This window comes from Okibacterium sp. HSC-33S16 (genome assembly GCF_024171565.1).
Taxonomy (GTDB): domain Bacteria; phylum Actinomycetota; class Actinomycetes; order Actinomycetales; family Microbacteriaceae; genus Mycetocola_A.
Genome location: NZ_JALJZZ010000005.1, coordinates 167386 through 184766 on the forward strand (window position 1 = coordinate 167386; position 17381 = coordinate 184766).

Sequence of the window (17381 nt, forward strand, 5' to 3'; positions counted from 1 at the left end):
CTCATACCGCTCCCACATCTGTCGCACCCGACGCGAGACTAGCGGCAGGATCGGTGTAGCCCACCTCAACGAAGACACCATCGCGGTGCTCGAAGGTCGTAATGCTCGACAATCCGCACCGGCGTTGGCGAGGATCGTGCGGAAGCGGCGCACCGGTTAGAGACGAATGGACCATCCAGATCGGCAGCTGGTGGCTGACGAGAACAGCGTCTCCGCTTTCGGTCGACTCCCACGCGTCGCGGACGGCGTCGAGCATGCGCGCCACGATGGAAACGTATGGCTCACCCCAGCTGGGCTTGCGTGGGTTACGAACGGCAGGCCAGTTCACCGGATTGCGCAGGGCGATACGCATGACCTTGCCCTCGAAATGGTTGGTCGGCTCGATGATGCGATCGTCAGTGATGATGTCGAGACCGAATCGTTCGGAGAGCGGCGCGGCTGATTCCTGCGCGCGTTGCAGAGGGGATGCCACGAGGCGCGTGATCGATCGATCGCGAGACGCGAGATCATCTGCGGCGGCTCCCGCCATGCGGGTACCGAGTTCGGAGAGTCGGAAACCAGGGAGTCGACCATAGAGGACTCGCGACGGATTGTGCACTTCGCCGTGACGGACGAGGTGTATCTGGCTGGCTACCACACCTCCCAGTCTACGTTCGGTAGAACTCGGAAAACGCCGAGAGCCGACCGGTGGGGAGTCACCGCGGTTATCTCGCTTCCGGGGGCTGAGTTGCGGCCCGGTTGGAGGTCAGGAGATGCGCAGCGCGACGCGGGTAAGCTTGACCCTCGTGACCACACGCGTATTGATCAAGAATTTGGCTGCCCTTCCCGAGGGTCCCGTCTCCGTATCTGGATGGGTCGAAACCGTCCGCGACCAGAAGAAGGTGCAGTTCATCGTCTTGCGCGATGAGTCCGGCGCTGCCCAGCTGGTTAATCCCGCGACTCGCGAACTGAACCCCGACGACGAGGGATCGGCCGCGAAGCTCGCCATCACCGAATCGATCTCAGGTCTCGCACACGGCTCGTTTGTCACGGTGACCGGAACGCTGAAGCATGACGAGCGCGTGAAGCTCGGTGGGCTGGAGATCAAGCTCGAATCGCTCGAGGTCGTGGGAGAGGCATTGCCCGAGACGCCGATCGCGGCGGACTCAAGCCTCGACAAGCGGATGGACTGGCGTTTTCTCGACCTCCGTAACCCGAAGCAGAACCTGATCTTCCGCATCCAGACTACGTTCGAGCATGCGCTTCGCACCTACTGGATCGAGAACGACTTCATCGAGATCCACACCCCCAAGCTGATGGCATCGGCGAGCGAGTCTCGCGCCGAGCTGTTCGAAGTGGACTATTTCGACACCAAGGCTTACCTGGCGCAGAGCCCACAGTTCTTCAAGCAGATGGCTCAGCCGGCCGGTTTCGGCAAGGTCTTTGAGGTTGGGCCCGCATTCCGTGCCGACCCCTCATTTACCTCACGCCACGCCACCGAGTTCACCTCTATTGACTCTGAGGTCAGCTGGATCGAGTCGCACGAAGATGTCATGAAGCTGCACGAAGACCTGATCGTCGCTGGTTTCAGCGCCGTCAAGGACAAGCACGGCGACGAGATCAAGGCGCTGTTTGACCTCGAGGTTGTCGTCCCCTCCAGCCCGTTCCCGCGCATCCCGCTCGCCGAGGCCAAGCAGATCGTTGCTGACCGCGGCTACGAGGTTCCTCGGGCAGACGACGACATGGACCCCGAGGGTGAGCGCCAGATCGCAGCGTACGTCGCCGAGAAATTTGGGCACGAGTTCGTGTTCCTCACCGACTATGCGTCGAGCATCCGGCCGTTCTATCACATGCGTCACGAGGGTGACTCGTCGATCACCAAGAGCTACGACCTGATCTTCAACGGCGTTGAAATTTCGACCGGAGCACAGCGCGAGCACCGCGTCGACGTTCTGATCGAGCAGGCTAAGGAGAAGGGTCTCGACCCTGAGGAACTTGAGTTCTACCTCGATTTCTTCCGCTACGGGGTGCCCCCGCACGGTGGATTCGGTATGGGCCTTGCTCGCGTTCTCATGCTCATGCTGCACGAGACGTCGATCCGCGAGGTTACCTACCTCTTCCGCGGACCGACCCGTCTCCTGCCGTAAACCGCAGGGTTACAGCACAATCAGAGTCACTGGCTCAGCCAAGCCCCTTCGCGGGTAACCGGTTGAGCTAGTGACTTTGGTGTATCTACAGCAATAAGCTTCGTCCAGACGGCCGCGCTGCCGAGCTCGACCGCATCGGGAAGGAACCGCTGTGGAATTCGTTCGAAGCATCTGGGACCTCTTGTGGGTCTTTTTCTGGGCGTTCGCGTTTGTCGCCTACCTCGTCGCTCTCTTCTCGATCATTGGCGACATCTTCCGTGACCAGCATCTCAATGGCTTCCTCAAAGCCGTCTGGCTTCTCTTCTTAGTCTTTCTGCCATTTTTGACCGCGCTCGTTTATCTCATTGCGCGCGGCAAAGGCATGGCGGAGCGATCGGCCGAGAGAGCACACAGTTCGAAAGCTGCCGCCGACGCATACATCCGGGAAGCGGCTGGCAAGGCCACTCCCAGCGACGAAATTGTGACCGCAAAGGCGCTCCTCGATTCAGGAGCGATTACGCAAACGGAGTACGAGACCTTGAAGGCCAAGGCGCTGGCCCGCGCGTAGCGAGTCAGGCTTCTAAACCTCGAAGTCGACGGCGATCCGGTCTGAGCGAACCTCACCGATGAACTTGCCGACCCGCTGGTGTTCGGGGTGCACGACGTACCGCTCGAGCGCTGCAGCGTCCTCGAAGTCAGCGATGAGGACGAGGTCCCAGTTGACTTCGGGATACAGGACGTTCGTACCGACCTGCAACGAAAGGATGTCAGGGATCAAAGCCGGGAGCTCGCCCATTTCGCGAGTGATTCGAGCAGCGTGCTCAGCTTTGGTGGCGTCGTCCGTCGCGGCGAGTTTCCAGCAAACGATGTGGCGAATCATGCGAGCTCCAGAAGTGCTGTTGTGAGGCGGGTCGGATCGATGCGCCAGTAATTGTGGACGCGTCCGTTGATAAGCAGCACCGGTATCTCTTCCGCATACCGGTCGTGCAGTTGGGCGTCGTCGAGAATCGAGACCTCGTCGAGAGTGACGTCGGGCGCCTCGGGACGTGCGCTGACCTCGGTCATGACACGCGTCACGACTTCACGGGCGTCATCACAGAGATGACAGCCCGGCTTGGAGATGAGGGTGAGGGATGCCGTTGCCACCATCCCAGCCTAATCCGCTACGCGAAATGATTGACGAGTAGGTCGGTGACACTGTGCCAGTGACCGAGCATCATCCGGCGTTCGTCGCGGTCGGCGAGTTCCTCGTGGCGGAACTCAACTGTCGCGCCTGCTCCCCGCGGAGCGTTGGCCACGGTGACCTGAAGCGTGGTGTCGTGGGGCCAATCTTCAGGTTACCAGGATAACCGAACCTGCTTGCCGGCCACGAAGGCACGAACCGTGCCTCGTACCCCATCACGCGTCTGGTATCGGACACCTTTTTTGGATGGGAGCGACTCGATGTCGCCGAGCCACGCCGGCAGACCCTCACCGACGAGGTACTTCCACACGGTCTCGGGTGAGGCGTCGATGGTCTTGCGTACGCCCACGTCCCAGCCGTTGTCGTTCTTCTGGCCGGGGGTGCTGCGCGATTCACTCATGAGGTCAAGAGTACGCGTCTGTGGGTGCGACGATTTCTCGCTGGAGCGAAGTCGTGGCGACCTCAAGCCCGTCGCCGCCAGGCGAGATTTCCCTTTCTCCATGCCGGCATTCGGTTAGCATCGGAATGACACGACATCGAGGAACCGATGACAGCTCTCCACAAGCACCTGGTGATGGTCCTGACCGTCTCCTTTGTCGTGCTCGCTGTCGCGCAGGCTGAACCGTCCTCGTTGCTCGTTGCCGGTGTCGCCGTGCTGGCGGCATCCGCTCTCCTGAGCGCTCGTTATCTCGCGGTCACCATCATCGCCCTGCGACTGATGGTCGGATCGCGATCACGTGAGCATCGTGAATCGCTCACCCGCATTCCGGCGCCAAGTCATCCCACCACGGCCGGGCGTCCACAGCCCCGAGCGCCTGGCCTGTCAGAGGCGGTCGCGTAGCCCTTCGGTAACCCAAGGAGGGCTCGCGATCATTCGCGACCCTTCCCTCTGACCGTAAGGACTCCCCCTGTGGACATCTATTCGTTCGCGCCTATCGCGATCGTGCTCGACTTTGCTTATTCACTCGTTTCCAGCCTCGCCGACGTGCTCACGCCCTTCGCCGGTTCGCTCAGTACAGCAGCGGCCATCGTCGCCATCACTCTGCTTGTGCGCACTCTTCTGATTCCCGTTGGCCGCTCGCAGGTGCGCGCCGAATTCACCCGACGTCGCCTCGCACCCCAGCTCAAGGAACTCCAGCAGCGCTACAAGAAGAAGCCCGAGCTGCTGCAACAGAAAACACTCGAGCTCTACACCGCCGAAAAGGCCTCACCGCTGGCCGGGTGCCTGCCGACACTGCTGCAGGCACCGGTCATCTCGACCGTGTACGGTCTCTTCATCCTGCAGGCCATCAACGGACACCCGAACGCGCTTCTGGGCCAGCACGTCTTCGGTGTGCAGCTCGGGACGCCACTTGTACGGTTCCTCACCGACGGCACCGTCTGGCCTGGGGTGCTCGTTTACGTTGTGCTGCTGTGCATCATCGCCACGGTGGCAGGGCTGTCGCGTCGTGCGGCACTGCGCAACGCTCCCCCGCCCGCCGAAGGACTTCCCGCTGGCATGCAGAATCTGACCGGCATTGTGAGTTGGATGCCATTTCTCACGGTAGTTTTTGCGGCAATCGTTCCGCTCGCGGCAACCCTGTATCTCACGGTGACGACGAGCTGGACCCTCGTCGAGCGCGCGGTACTTCGCCGACGCTACGAGAAGACGATGGCAACCTAATCGAGCGACGGGCCCCCGGACACGCCAAAAAGCGCCAGTCCCGAGGGCCCGGCGCTTAACTGGCGCGTTTCGCTACTTCTTGTTGCGACGCTGGTGACGAGTCTTGCGAAGCAACTTGCGGTGCTTCTTCTTCGCCATACGCTTGCGGCGCTTCTTGATTACAGAACCCACTAATTACCTCACAAAGATCGGCTGTGGCCGCGGATGCCACGGCCGGCAGTAAAAAATGCCTCGGGACAGTCTACCCGATCCTGACGCCTCAAGCTCGCACGCCGAATCAGGCGGTGTCGGCGACGTTCGAGCTGACCACATCGGCCACCGCAGATTCGGGAACTCGAAAAGAACGCCCGAATCGAATGGCTGGCAACTCTCCCGCGTGCACCATGCGATACACCGTCATTTTTGACACCCGCATCATGTCGGCGACCTCGGCAACCGTGAGGAAGCGAACGTCTTCCAATCCACTTGCCATCGTGTCTCCTGATGCGAACCGGTCGAAGAAAGGGGTACAGCTTTCTCTGACTGTAGTGCTCGGGTTTCGGTGTGTCGAGGGTTGCTACTTACCCAGCTTTTTGCTGACAGCCTGAACGGCGGATGTCACGCGATGCGTCGTATCTGCAACGGCGTGGCCGATCGCGTCGGCCATCTGCCTGGCCTGATCGGTCAGCGCGGGGTCGAGTCCGATGGCACCGGACACGTCGAAGTCGACACTCAGGAACGGAATGAGCCAATCCTCAATGGTCTCGAGCGGTGAACTCTCGAGACGGTAATACCGGTGCTGCCCTTCTTCACGAACGGCGACCAGGCCAGCCTCACGGAGGACCTTCAGGTGCTTCGACACGGTGGGCTGGCTGAGGCCCAATGCGGTGACGATCTCTGACACACTCGTACCTCCGTGGGAGACCGACGAATCGCTCTCGTATCGGTCAAGGAGAATCTGCAGAATGTCGCGCCGGGTGGCGTCTGCGATCACGTCAAAAATGTCAGCCATGGCCCAAGGTTAGTGACTCTCAGCACGGAGTACCATGACAACGGTCCCAACAACGCGTAGAACGGGGGAACCGTGGCAGGCAGCACCGCTGAGCCGCGTCCGCATATCCTCGTCGCCACAGGATTCGCCCGGGTGCGCGAAGCGATGGAGGATTTCACCGGGCGCTCGCCGTCGCGATTCGCCATCCTCATCTTTACGGCCCTCATCCTTCTCTTCACCCTGCTGTTTTCGCTTCCCGTTGTGTCAGCGGATCGCACCGTAACGCCGCTGGCTGACGCATTCTTCACGGCCGTCTCGGTGATCTGCGTGACCGGTCTCTCCACGGTCGACATGGCCACACACTGGTCCCTGGGCGGCCACGTCCTGATCTACATCGGTGTTCAGATCGGTGCGGTCGGTGTGCTGACGCTCGCCTCGATCCTCGGCATGGTCATCTCCCGCAAGCTCGGCCTGCGGGCCAAGCTGATGGCGGCGAGCGACACCAACCCGATGCGCGGGCACCGAGGGCCGGTCGCTGAGGGTCAGGCCGTGCGCCTCGGTGAGATCGGCAACCTGCTCGTGACGGTCGCCCTGAGCCTCATCGTGATCGAAGCGGCCATCGCCATTCTGTTGTTTCCGCGCATGGTGATTGATGGCATCCCGATTTGGGACGCCATCTGGAACAGCCTCTACTACTCGGCCATGGCGTTCACGAACACCGGGTTCACGCCGAACGCCGAGGGGCTGGGAGCCTTCGCGAACGACTATTGGTTCCTCTCCATTCTCATGATCGGCGTGTTCCTGGGAGCCCTCGGCTTCCCGGTGATTTTCGCGCTCAAGCGGCACCTCTGGCACGTGCGCTACTGGTCGCTGCACGTCAAACTCACGATCGTCACGACGCTGATCCTGCTGTTCCTCGGAGCACTGGCGATTTCCCTGCTCGAGTTCGACAATCCGAAAACATTCGGCTCCCTGAACGCGAGCGACACCATCTTCCAGTCGATCTTCTTCTCGATGATGACCAGGTCCGGTGGCTTCTCGACCATCGCGATCGGCGATATGAACGGATCGAGCCTGCTCGTCTCCGACATGCTCATGTTCATTGGTGGCGGTTCGGCGTCGACCGGCGGTGGAATCAAGGTCACGACGCTCGCCGTGATCTTCCTGGCCGCGGCCGCGGAGGCGAAGGGCAGTCCCGACATGGAAGCGTTTGGCCGCCGGGTGCCGCCGGACGTGTTGCGGGTCGCGCTGAGCGTTGTGCTCTGGGGTGCGACGATCGTGGCGCTGTCGACCATCATTCTGCTGCAGATGACCAAGGCACCTCTTGACCACGTGCTCTTCGATGTCATTTCCGGGTTCGGCACGGTCGGCCTGTCCACCGGCCTGACCGAGACGCTCGAGGATCCGGGGAAGTACGTGCTCGCCATGACGATGTTCCTCGGCCGTGTTGGTACAGTGACTCTCGCTGCGGCAGTCGCAGCGACCACCAGTTCCAAGTTGTTCCGCCGACCAGAAGAGAGGCCAATCGTTGGTTGACCGAATCAAACACGATGCGCCGGTGCTCATTATCGGTCTCGGTCGCTTCGGCGCCGCGTGTGCCGGCGAACTCGACCGCCTCGACCGAGAAGTGCTCGCCATCGACGAGGGTGCCGACCTCGTACAGAAGTGGTCGGAGCGCATCACCCACACGGTGCAGGCCGACGCCCGCAACATTGAGGCGCTCAAGCAAATCGGCGCTCAGGACTTCTCGATCGCCGTTGTCGCCGTTGGCTCGTCAATTGAGGCCAGCGTGCTCATCACGGCTAACCTCGTCGACCTGAAGATTCCGCAGATCTGGGCGAAGGCCGTCTCTCAGTCACACGGCAAGATCCTCGCGCGCGTGGGTGCCAACCACGTCATTTACCCGGAAGCCGAGGCCGGCGAGCGCGTCGCCCACCTGGTCAGCGGGCGGATGCTCGACTTCATCCAGTTCGACGACGACTTCGCCCTCGTGAAGATGTACCCGCCGAAGCCCATCCGGGGTAAGAACCTCACCGAGAGTGGTGTACGCAGCCGACACAACATCACCGTGGTCGGAGTGAAGAGCCCGGGCAAGCCGTTTACGTATGCGACGGCCGATACTGTCGTTTCCGACCACGACCTCATCATCGTGTCTGGCACCTCGGCCGACATCGAGAAGTTCGCGTCGCTGGGTAGCTAGCAAGCGACCGCGGCGGCAAACCACGACGTGATTGTTGTCGGGTGCGTGATCGCGGTTCCGACAACCACCGAGTAAGCCCCGGCCTCGATTGCGAGCCTCGCGTGCTCCGGCGTGTGTATCCGGCCTTCCGCAAAGACCGGGAGATCAAGCCGCGCTGCAAGCTGCTCAAGCAATTCGAGGTCGGGACCGTCAGTTTTCTCGCGCTCGGCCGTGTAACCAGCAAGAGTCGTTCCAACGATGTCCGCACCTGCATCCTGAGCCGCAATGCCGTCGTCGAAACTCCCCACATCCGCCATGACCATGGCGTTGGTTCGTGCATGGATTTCAGCGATTGTCTGCTTCAGTGTGAGTCCGTCTGGGCGGTCCCGTCGGGTTCCATCGATGGCGACGACCTCGGAGCCAGCTTCGACCACATCGAGCGCGTCCTGCAGCGTCGGCGTGATGAACACTCCGCTCAAGCCCACTTTGAGCAAGCCGATTTGGGGAACCGTAACGGCTTTCCGGATGAGCCGGATATCGTCAAGCCCCTGGGCCCGAATGGCTGCAGCGCCGCCCTCTACCGCCGCCTGCGCCATCAGCGCCATCGCCCGCGGGTCCCGAAGCGGCTCACCAGGGTAGGCCTGACAGGACACAACGAGACGACCCCTCAGATCCTTCAAAATTTCGGAGTTCCTCATTTGTCGCCACTTTCTCGGCTCACGGCCATCTGGAAGCTGTACCGGTCGCCGCGATAAATCGTGCGCGCATACTCGACGGGATGGCCCCGACGATCTACCGCAACACGATCAATCTCGAGCGCCGCAGACCCCAGGGGGACCGCCAGCAGACCGCTCGCGTCCTCGTCGAGGGTGACGGCGTGTATCTCTTGTTCCGCTCGATGGATCTCATATCCACGATCTGTCAATTGCCCATAGAGCGATGACTTCGCGTCGAACTCCTCCATGGGGAGGACTTCTCCCGGGAGGAAGACGGTTTCAAGCGCCATAGGGTTCCCGTCAGCGAGACGAAGTCGACGGATCTTCGTGCACTCCCCGCCGGGTGCAAGTCCGAGCCTCGTTGCAACAGCGGCGACGGCAGCGACTCGCGACACTTCAAGTACTCGAGAGGACGGCGCGTACCCCCTGCTCACCATGTCTTCGGTGAAGGAGGTGAGCTTCGGCGCCTTCGCGAACAAATCCGGAGACCCTACGTAAGTACCCGATCCGTGGACGTTGTAGACAAGTCCCTCGTCGGCGAGACGCGCAATTGCCGCCCGCACTGTCATTCGACTGACGTTGTAGATTTCCATCAGCTCGCGTTCCGACGGAAGAGCATCGTTGGGCCCAAGGGAGTCAGCGATTGTGGCTCGGATACCCGCAGCCACGATCTCGTACTTGTGACGCGTCTTACTTGCCGTACTCATCCCTTGACCGCTCCCGCCGAAAGTCCGCTCACGAGATACCGCTGGGCGAAGACCGCGAACAGCAGCGGCGGAATCGTCGAAAGGAATGATGCGGCCGAAATGTCACCCCATCGAATGCCGGTACTCGTTACGAAGTTGCTCGCACCAAGTGTGACAGGTGTGGCGTTGGACGATGAAAGCACAAGGGCGAAGAGATAGTCGTTCCACGTGAAGATGAAGACAAGCACGGAAACCGCGACGATGGTCGACGCCAGCATAGGCAAAACGATCGAGTGCAGAGTCCGAAAGACACCGGCGCCATCGACCGATGCAGCTTCCTCGACCTCTTTCGGAATATCCCGCAAGCCCGCAGCGAGCAAAATGATCGCGAGCGGAAGGTTCAGGAAGGTGTTGGCGAGGATCAGTCCGGGAACTGAATCCTGCAGCCCAAGGTTCGAGAAGAGAATGAAGAACGGCACGACGAAAAAGATCGCGGGCAGCAGACGGAGCCCCGACGCCCCATCGATAATCCATCGTCCACCGAAACCGAGCCGAACAATTGCATACGTGGCGGGAACGGCTATGACGAGCACAAGAAGTACCGTGCCCACCGCAATCATCCCGGAGTTCAAGAAGAACTTTGGAAAGTCATATCCGGATGCGTAAAGGACGTTGGCATAGTGGTCAAGCGTGGCGTTTTGCGGGAGCCCGATTGGGTTCCTGGCGATCTCGCCGTCCGGCTTGAAGCTGACCAGAATTGCGTTCAGCAGGGGAACGTTGATGAGGATCGCGATGATCCCAATCACGATTGTAAAAATCCAACGACGTGGATTGCGATCTTCTCGACCGAGGCTTTGTTTCGGCTTGGTTCGTCGACGCGTGGGGGCTTCAAGCGTTGTCATTATTTGCCCTCCATTCCGGAAGATGCGATTCGTTTCACGATGAACGGAACGAATGGCAGAAGACAGATCAGGACCACAACGGATGCGGCCGCGGCTTTACCGAAGTCGCCCTGCTCAAAAGCGACTTTGTAGATGAAGATGCTCAAGGTCGTCGTGCTCGTCCCCGGTCCCCCGGCGGTAAGCACATAGATCACGTCGAAGGTGCGGATGGCATCGATCGCGCGGAGGAAAAAGGCGGCGAATAGAACAGGCTTGAGGACCGGCAAGACGACATGCCAGAGCTGTCGGAGGAACGTGGCTCCGTCCACAGCAGACGCCTCGAGCAACTCCTTGGGAAACGACTGGAGTCCCGCATAAATGATGAGGAAGGTGAAGGGCGTCCACTGCAGGATATCGAGAACAACCAAGAGGGGGACGACAGAGCTGGGAGAGAAAAGAGAGACGCTCAATCCGAAACTCTGAAGGATGGCGGGGATCGCTCCGATATCTTCATTGAGCAACAGCCGAAACATGATTCCGAGCAGGGCGGGGGCAATCATGATTGGCAAGAGCGTCAGGGTGAAGAAAAGCTTCTTACCGGGAAATTTGCGATCGAACAGCAGCGCAAGTCCGAATCCCAGAACCATCTCGCAGAGGACGACGATGGCCGCGAACGAAAGCGTGAACCCTGCTGCATTCAGGAAGGCGGGCTTCGTGAAGAGGCTCACGAAATTGTCCACTCCGTTGAACGTATCCGTCGGATCGAGAAGCGACTTTGAGGTGAACGCCGTCATGGTTCCGCTTACAAGCGGATACGCAACAAAGAGAGCCGCGAAGATGATCAGCGGAGCGCTCAGGATGAGCGAAGCGCCGTGTTTCTTTTGACGTACAAATGTGGATGCCATGACAAACCGCCTCAGGTGGTACGAGAGCTGGGCGGTGGGGCCGCCGCCATGGCGACCCCACCGCAGGTGTGGTGTTGTGGTACTAGTCGAGAAGCTCTTGCAGCGCCTCGTTGGCGTTCTTCACAGCGTCATTGACGGGCGTCTCACCCACCCACGCACCGCTGAGCGCTTCGGCAAGTGCGCTGTAGGCCTGGAACGTTTTCGGGAACACCGGCTCCGAGTATCCGTACTCTGAGATGGATTCGCTCACTCGCCCGAACGCGGGGTTGAGGTCTTCGTTCTGTGACAGGACCTCAGGCATGGCCGGAATTCCGCCCGCTTCCGCGTATGCCGTCATCGCCTCCGTCGTGGCGAGGTAGCTCAGAAGCGTTTTCGCAGCCGCCTTGTTTTTGCTGTATTTGTTGAGCGAGACGGATAGAGCGTGCACGTGGGTCTGGCCCCCGGGCACTGGAGCGATGCCGATCTTCCCGGCGATATCAGGGGACTGTTCAGGATCGTTCAGAGCAGCGTATGCGGCGGACCACTGCATGGCGAAAGCGACGTTGCCTGACTGAAGCGCTGCCTGAGTTTCGGGGAACTCAGCCTGGGCGCTGTCGGGTGAGGTCCACTTGTTCTTGTAGATGTCAGCGTAAAGCTGAACGGCCTTCTTACCGGCGTCGCTATCAATCGTTGCCTTGCCATCCTCGGCCCAGTTTCCGCCGTAGCCCCAGAGCACGTCATTCCAGATCATGGTGTTGTACAGGAGGTTTTTTGCTTGCAGGATGGTGCCGTATTGCGTCGGCGAGTCTGCATTGGTCGACTTTGAGAAGTACGCGGACATCGCCTTGTAGTCGTCCAGATCCCAGGACTGCGGGTCGACGGGCTCGCGCGGTTCTCCCAGAACGTCTGCGCTGATCGACTTGTATACCTCGACCGCTGCCGGGTCGTTGAGCAGACCATCGATGAGGTCCGTCCTATACAGCAGGAAGTGGTTGCTGACGTCGAGCGGAAGTGCGTAAAGCTTGTCGTTGTAGGTCAGTCCCTCGGTGGCGACGGGAAAGTAGTTCGAGGTGTCAATGTCGTCGAGCGGCTCAAGTGAGGGCGAGAACTGACCAACGTTGTACGAGGCAGTCCAATAAACGTCAACATCGCTCGACTTGGACGACATCAGCGCCGTCTCCTTCGAGAACGTGTCCTGGCGTGAGAGGAGGACGAGTTCTACATTGATGTCGTCCTCCTTCCCCTGTCCTGCGTTGTACGCGTCGACGACTTCCTTCATCGCGTCGCCCTCGGGACCGGGCCACGCGACCATCTTCACGGTGCCGCTCCCCGAGCCGTCGCCGCCGGTGCTGCCACCGGTCGAACATCCAGTGAGCAAGGTTGCTGACACGAGGAGGGCGCCGACAGCGCCTAATTTCCTGCTGAGCATGAGAATCTCCAAAATTGGTATAGACCAGTTGTTGTGCGTCAGGCTAACTTCCCCCGAGATTGCCTGTCAATAGCTGATTTTGCCGACCCAATATGTCAAAGGTGTTACGGACCAGTTGCATGCGCAATAAAGTAAAGGAACCTTGGTTGTCTTCCGCGCGCGAGAACCTCGCATCCGGTCGCCATTTCAAGGCAAAAGTCACGCCACAGTCGCCCGAAGATGAAGGTAACGTCGCGCGAATCGGAGCGGCGGTTCGAGAAACTTCCGAGCTGGGTTCGCTCCACACGCGTGCAACGTCCTCAGTTCAGCGGGATACACCTCGGCTCGCGTTGAGAAGTTCGCGTCGCTGGGCAGCTAGCTTTCACGAGTTGCTCACAATGCAGGGATGCCACACGTCTCAACCCCGCATAGTCAGCATCTCGCGAACGGCAGCCACCAGCCGACGAGCCGGAAACCCAGGTCAGGAACCGGCGGCGAGCTCTTTTGCGCGGTGGAGCGCAGCATCCGTCGCCTCATCAAACGTGGCGGTGAGATTCGCCTGCTGCAAAACGGCGATCGCACGCTCGGTGGTGCCCTTGGGGCTGGTGACCTGGATGCGGAGCTCCTCGGGGGTCCGGCCAGACTGGGCGAGCAGCTCGGACGCGCCGCGGAACGTGCCGTTCACGAGCACGGCGGCCTGCTCGGGCGTGAACCCCTTGGCCACCGCCGTCTTCGTGAGCTCCTCGATGAGGAGGAAGACGTAGGCAGGGCCGGAACCGGAGATCGTACTGAGCGCGTCGAGCTGGTTCTCCGGCACCTCGACGACTGTGCCGACGGTCTCGAAGATCGCACGACCGACCGCGAGGTCGTCGCTGCGTGAGCGCGTGCCGGCGGAGAGGCCCGTCACCCCGCGCCCAACAACGCTCGGCGTGTTCGGCATTGATCGCAACACGGGGATGGATGCGGGGAGAAGCGACTCGAAGGTCGCGACGGTCACCCCGGCCGCGACGCTGATCACGATCGTGCCCGGCTCGAGCGCGTCAGCGATCTCGCGCAGCAGGTCGGGCACCATGGCGGGCTTCACGGCTACGAGCACAACCGTGGCACCGGTGACCGCCGTGCGGTTGGCATCGGGCTGGTCTTCAAGGGCGAGCGAGGTGACGCCCGGGAGTTTCGCGAGCTCCTGGGCTTTCGCGCGCGTGCGGTTCGTCACACGGATGCCGCCCGTCACCGAGACGCCCGGCTGGAGCAGACCGGACAGGATGGCCGATCCCATCGAGCCGCTGCCCAGGATGGCAATCGAGGGGAGAGTGGTGTTGGGCTCGGTGTGGTCGCTCACCCTTGTAAGTGTATGTCCGGGCGTGTGCCGGGCTGGTGATCGGGCACCGGCCGTGTGGACGCCCGGGCGACGAGGTGGGGTTGCTCAGCGACCCGGCTGGGGTCGGGCACCCCATCGAGCACATCCAGCAGCACACGCGCGGTGTCTGCGCCGTACGCCACGAGGTCGTGCATGAGCGCGGAGAGCGGCGGGGAGGCCAGTTGGCAGTGCACCGAGTCGTCCCAGGCGAGGAGCGCAATCTCGTCGGGAACGCTGAGCCCCGCCGACTGCACCACCTCAAGCCCGGCGAGAGCCATGAGGTCATTGTCGAAGATCAGCGCCGATGGTCGGGTGGGTCGGGCGAGCAGTTCGGCGGTCGCTTCGGCGCCGCCCTCCGCTGAGTAGTCGGAGGTGACCGACACCGTCTCGATGCCCAGCCGCACGCCCGCTGCGTCGAACGCGTCGTCACGCACGAGCGTGTGCATGAACTCTTTCGGACCGGTCACCCGGCCGATCGTCCGGTGACCGCCAGCCGCGAGGTACTCAACGGCGTCGCGCATCGACCGCGCGTTGTCTGTCGAGATGGTGGCGAACCCCGGCGCGAGCAACGGCTGCGCCAGCACGACGGCCGGCATACCGAGTTCCCGCAGAACCTCGAGCCGCGCATCGTCGGCGGCGAGGTCAGACACGATCACCCCGGTCACCTGCCCGGTGTCGTGCCAGCGCCGCAGCGTGGCGACTTCCTCGTCGAGGTCCGCGACCACCTGCAGCAGCAGGGTGCGTCCGCGCTCGGCGAGCACGTCTTCGGCGCCGCGCAGAAACTGCATCCAGAACGGCTCGAGAGGTACCCGCCGCCGGGGCTGGTGCAAACAGAGCCCGACGACGTTCGATGCCCCCGCGTTAGCCGGTGACAAGGTCATTGACTGAACATAACACCGGGAATCCCCCCACGGCGGCCGGGTCAATGTCCCCAGTAAGAGTCAACGTGACGCTCGATCCTGCACTGAGAGTGATCAATCCCTGATCCACGGATGCCTGCGGGTGCAGTCGATCCGCCTGCAGAACGAGGTCCTTGACGAGCGACGTTGCCACAAGTCGCACTGTCGCGCCGCCCTCGATCGCGTTAACGGTGACGTCGAGCGCCGAACTCAGCGGCTCGAGCGCCAGCTCGGGATCTTCGGCGAAGTACCAGAACGCCGGCGGTGAATTGTCCGCGCGTGCGTCGATAAATTGCCCCGTGGCATCCGTCACCGTCAGAATTTCGCGATCGAGCGGCAGCAGGATGATGCCGCGCGGCTCCACGTCAATGTCGATCGACTGGCTGGCCAGGATGGCACCGGCAAACTCCTGGCGGGTCAGAATGACGGTCGTGCTCCAGCGCTCGGCGGAGTCGTTGTGTGCGACGAGAACCGGCACACCATCGCGCGGCTGAATGGTGAGCAACCGGTCGGCGTAGGCATGCTTCAACGCGTGCCAGAGCGGTTTGCGGTGACCAAAGTAGTCGACGGCAGCCCAGGAGATCACCGGCCAGTCGTCATTGAGCTGCCAGACGATCGAACCGGTGTTGAGCGGCCAGAGCGACCGGAAGTGCTCAATGCCGAAGCGGATGGCGCGCGCCTGGTTGAGCTGGGTGGCCCAGTGCCACTGGGCGATAGACCGCGGCTGTGGAAGGTGTGCGCCGAGGCCGCGCTCGAGTTTGAGGTTGCCCTGGTCGGCCTTCTGGTGCACGAGCATCTGCGTGCCGTACGGCTCGAGCGGCTCGTCGTGCACGGCGCCGGTAAGCGTCGACCAGGCCGGCGGGCCCTGGAAGCCGAACTCACTCGCGAAACGGGGTTCGTAGTCGGCGTAGACGGTGTAGTCCTTGGAGTTCCAGACGTCCCAGATGTGCATGGTGCCGTTGCGTGGGTCGTTGGGGTGGGCGTACTTCGTGAACGAGAACGGGCTGCCCGGAGAGTACGGGGTGCCAGGGGCGAGCTCAGCAACGAGGGACGGCAGCAGGTCGAGGTAGTAGCCCTCACCCCAGGTGCGGGAGCCAAGCTGGCGACGCCAGTCCCACTCGAGGTAGCCCCAGATGTTCTCGTTGCAGCCGTTCCACAAGGCCAGGCTCGGGTGAGCGGTCAGCCGGGTGATGTGCTGCCTGGCCTCGGCTTCGACCTCGCTTCTCAGCGGGTCTTCCTCGGCGTAGGCCGCGCAGGCGAAGAGAAAGTCCTGCCAGACCAGCACGCCGAGTTCGTCGCACGCGTCGTAGAAGTCGTCTGACTCGTACATTCCGCCGCCCCAGACCCGAAGCAGGTTCATGTTCGCGTCGACCGCGTCGGTGATGCGGGTGCGGTAACGCTCACGGGTGATGCGCGTGACGAAGGCGTCGTCTGGGATCCAGTTGGCGCCGCGGATGCCAATGAGCTGGCCGTTGACGAGGATCGAGAACGGTGACCCGTGGGCGTCCGGCGCCGTGTCGATCTCGACCGTGCGGAACCCGATGCGCCTCGCCCAGTGGGCATCGCCCGTGGTCACCGTCACGTCGTACAACGGCTGGTCGCCGTAGCCACGTGGCCACCAGAGATCGATCGTTCCGGCGTGGACCTGCACCGCAACATCCGTTTTCCCGCTCGTCAGGCGAACGGTTTCGGTGACGCCGTTCACACTGACGGAAAGGTCGGTCTGAGTGTCGGAGAGTGATGCGGTGGCCCACTCGAGGTCGACGTGCGCGGTCACGTTACCCGTCGTGCCGTCGATACTTGTGAGTGGGCGGACCGACGCAATGCGAACGCCGGACCACGAGTCGATCCCGATGGTTTTGAGAATGCCGGAGCTCGAGACGTCGATGCCCCAGTCCCAGCCGAAGTTGGACGCAACCTTGCGGATGGCATTGAACGGGTGGTGCATGACGGTCGGTCGTGCGCCGAGGAGCTCCTCCTGCTCACGGGCGAATTCGATCGGCGAACGGAAGCCAATGACGAGCTCGTTCTCACCATCCACCAGGAGTGCGGCGATGTCGAACCGGTAGCCGCGGTGCTGGTTCTGAGTGCGGCCAACTTCGGTGCCGTTGAGCGTGATGGTTGCGGCTGTGTCGAGCCCGTCGGCGACGAGGTCGTGACGGTCCGCGTCGTTCGGTGTCCAGTCGAAGCTCGTGCGGTACTGCCAGTCGCAGTAGCCGATCCAGGCCTGGACCTTCTCGTTGGCGCCGTCGAACGGGTCGGCGATGAGGCCGGCGGCCATCAGGTCGAGTTGCACTTCGCCGGGAACGGTCGCGGGGATGTCGAGGTTCGCGACCGAATCGTCGACGGGCCCGGCGGTCGCCCGGAGGGTCCAGGTCGAGCCTGCTGAAGTGGTGAGGGGTCGGAACGTCACGCGGGGGTTTCCTTCTCTGGTTGGTGCAATTATCGAG

General features: G+C 61.9%; 21 protein-coding genes. 6 read left to right on the top strand and 15 right to left on the bottom strand.

Features of this window, described 5'->3' with window-relative positions:
- Position 1: 1 nt before the first annotated feature.
- On the bottom strand, positions 2 to 637 hold the full coding sequence (locus L1277_RS12525) for a histidine phosphatase family protein (RefSeq protein WP_253376799.1): 636 nt from the start codon (positions 635 to 637) through the stop codon (positions 2 to 4).
- 115 nt (positions 638 to 752) lie between these two features.
- Between L1277_RS12525 and aspS the strand changes: the two genes are divergently transcribed.
- On the top strand, positions 753 to 2126 hold the full coding sequence (gene aspS / locus L1277_RS12530) for an aspartate--tRNA(Asn) ligase (protein WP_256481680.1): 1374 nt from the start codon (positions 753 to 755) through the stop codon (positions 2124 to 2126).
- Between the two features lie 151 nt (positions 2127 to 2277).
- Positions 2278 to 2673, top strand: coding sequence for a PLDc N-terminal domain-containing protein (locus L1277_RS12535; protein ID WP_253376801.1), 396 nt, complete (start codon positions 2278 to 2280; stop codon positions 2671 to 2673).
- Between the two features lie 12 nt (positions 2674 to 2685).
- Here the strand turns inward: L1277_RS12535 and L1277_RS12540 are convergent, their stop codons facing one another.
- The 3 genes from L1277_RS12540 to L1277_RS12550 form a co-directional block, all read right to left on the bottom strand.
- Positions 2686 to 2985 (bottom strand): Dabb family protein, encoded by a 300-nt coding sequence (locus tag L1277_RS12540; protein ID WP_253376802.1) that lies wholly within the window; start codon positions 2983 to 2985, stop codon positions 2686 to 2688.
- Entirely contained in the window at positions 2982 to 3251 is a 270-nt protein-coding gene (locus tag L1277_RS12545; protein ID WP_374110234.1) for a glutaredoxin family protein, read from the bottom strand. Before L1277_RS12545 ends, L1277_RS12540 begins: the two co-directional genes overlap by 4 nt.
- 191 nt (positions 3252 to 3442) lie before the next feature.
- On the bottom strand, positions 3443 to 3688 hold the full coding sequence (locus tag L1277_RS12550; RefSeq protein WP_253376804.1) for a hypothetical protein: 246 nt from the start codon (positions 3686 to 3688) through the stop codon (positions 3443 to 3445).
- Between the two features lie 147 nt (positions 3689 to 3835).
- Between L1277_RS12550 and L1277_RS12555 the strand changes: the two genes are divergently transcribed.
- Complete coding sequence (locus L1277_RS12555; protein WP_253376805.1) at positions 3836 to 4129, top strand: DUF6412 domain-containing protein; 294 nt, start codon at positions 3836 to 3838, stop codon at positions 4127 to 4129.
- Between the two features lie 69 nt (positions 4130 to 4198).
- Positions 4199 to 4951: a membrane protein insertase YidC gene (locus tag L1277_RS12560; RefSeq protein ID WP_253376806.1), complete on the top strand. Its 753-nt coding sequence runs from the start codon at positions 4199 to 4201 to the stop codon at positions 4949 to 4951.
- A gap of 72 nt (positions 4952 to 5023) precedes the next feature.
- On the opposite strand, the gene L1277_RS12565 is transcribed toward L1277_RS12560, so the two are convergent.
- The 3 genes from L1277_RS12565 to L1277_RS12575 form a co-directional block, all read right to left on the bottom strand.
- The gene (locus L1277_RS12565) at positions 5024 to 5122 is read right to left on the bottom strand and encodes a 30S ribosomal protein bS22 (RefSeq protein WP_003792170.1); all 99 of its coding nucleotides are present in this window, start codon (positions 5120 to 5122) and stop codon (positions 5024 to 5026) included.
- Positions 5123 to 5228: 106 nt separating this feature from the next.
- Positions 5229 to 5423, bottom strand: coding sequence for a helix-turn-helix domain-containing protein (locus L1277_RS12570; protein WP_253376808.1), 195 nt, complete (start codon positions 5421 to 5423; stop codon positions 5229 to 5231).
- 84 nt (positions 5424 to 5507) lie between these two features.
- Complete coding sequence (locus L1277_RS12575) at positions 5508 to 5942, bottom strand: helix-turn-helix transcriptional regulator (RefSeq protein ID WP_253376810.1); 435 nt, start codon at positions 5940 to 5942, stop codon at positions 5508 to 5510.
- A gap of 72 nt (positions 5943 to 6014) precedes the next feature.
- Between L1277_RS12575 and L1277_RS12580 the strand changes: the two genes are divergently transcribed.
- Together L1277_RS12580 and L1277_RS12585 are read left to right on the top strand one after the other, a co-directional pair.
- Positions 6015 to 7457 (top strand): TrkH family potassium uptake protein, encoded by a 1443-nt coding sequence (locus L1277_RS12580; RefSeq protein ID WP_374110235.1) that lies wholly within the window; start codon positions 6015 to 6017, stop codon positions 7455 to 7457.
- On the top strand, positions 7450 to 8121 hold the full coding sequence (locus L1277_RS12585) for a TrkA family potassium uptake protein (RefSeq protein ID WP_253376812.1): 672 nt from the start codon (positions 7450 to 7452) through the stop codon (positions 8119 to 8121). The genes L1277_RS12580 and L1277_RS12585 overlap by 8 nt, the downstream gene beginning before the upstream one ends.
- Here L1277_RS12585 and L1277_RS12590 read toward each other — a convergent pair.
- From L1277_RS12590 to L1277_RS12625, 8 genes are all read right to left on the bottom strand, one after another.
- Entirely contained in the window at positions 8118 to 8798 is a 681-nt protein-coding gene (locus tag L1277_RS12590; RefSeq protein WP_253376814.1) for an N-acetylmannosamine-6-phosphate 2-epimerase, read from the bottom strand. The genes L1277_RS12585 and L1277_RS12590 overlap by 4 nt on opposite strands.
- Positions 8795 to 9523: a GntR family transcriptional regulator gene (locus tag L1277_RS12595; RefSeq protein ID WP_253376815.1), complete on the bottom strand. Its 729-nt coding sequence runs from the start codon at positions 9521 to 9523 to the stop codon at positions 8795 to 8797. The genes L1277_RS12590 and L1277_RS12595 overlap by 4 nt, the downstream gene beginning before the upstream one ends.
- Positions 9520 to 10308 carry a carbohydrate ABC transporter permease gene (locus L1277_RS12600; protein ID WP_253376817.1) on the bottom strand — a complete coding sequence of 263 codons (789 nt, stop codon included), beginning with the start codon at positions 10306 to 10308 and terminating at the stop codon, positions 9520 to 9522. The genes L1277_RS12595 and L1277_RS12600 overlap by 4 nt, the downstream gene beginning before the upstream one ends.
- 95 nt (positions 10309 to 10403) lie before the next feature.
- Complete coding sequence (locus L1277_RS12605; RefSeq protein WP_253376819.1) at positions 10404 to 11288, bottom strand: carbohydrate ABC transporter permease; 885 nt, start codon at positions 11286 to 11288, stop codon at positions 10404 to 10406.
- 82 nt (positions 11289 to 11370) lie between these two features.
- Entirely contained in the window at positions 11371 to 12696 is a 1326-nt protein-coding gene (locus L1277_RS12610; RefSeq protein ID WP_253376821.1) for an extracellular solute-binding protein, read from the bottom strand.
- 460 nt (positions 12697 to 13156) lie between these two features.
- On the bottom strand, positions 13157 to 14014 hold the full coding sequence (gene proC, locus L1277_RS12615; RefSeq protein WP_308215101.1) for a pyrroline-5-carboxylate reductase: 858 nt from the start codon (positions 14012 to 14014) through the stop codon (positions 13157 to 13159).
- Positions 14011 to 14913, bottom strand: a complete 903-nt coding sequence (locus L1277_RS12620) for a LacI family DNA-binding transcriptional regulator (RefSeq protein WP_253376823.1) — start codon at positions 14911 to 14913, stop codon at positions 14011 to 14013. The genes proC and L1277_RS12620 overlap by 4 nt, the downstream gene beginning before the upstream one ends.
- Complete coding sequence (locus tag L1277_RS12625) at positions 14894 to 17344, bottom strand: glycoside hydrolase family 2 protein (protein ID WP_253376825.1); 2451 nt, start codon at positions 17342 to 17344, stop codon at positions 14894 to 14896. Before L1277_RS12625 ends, L1277_RS12620 begins: the two co-directional genes overlap by 20 nt.
- Positions 17345 to 17381 lie beyond the last annotated feature (37 nt).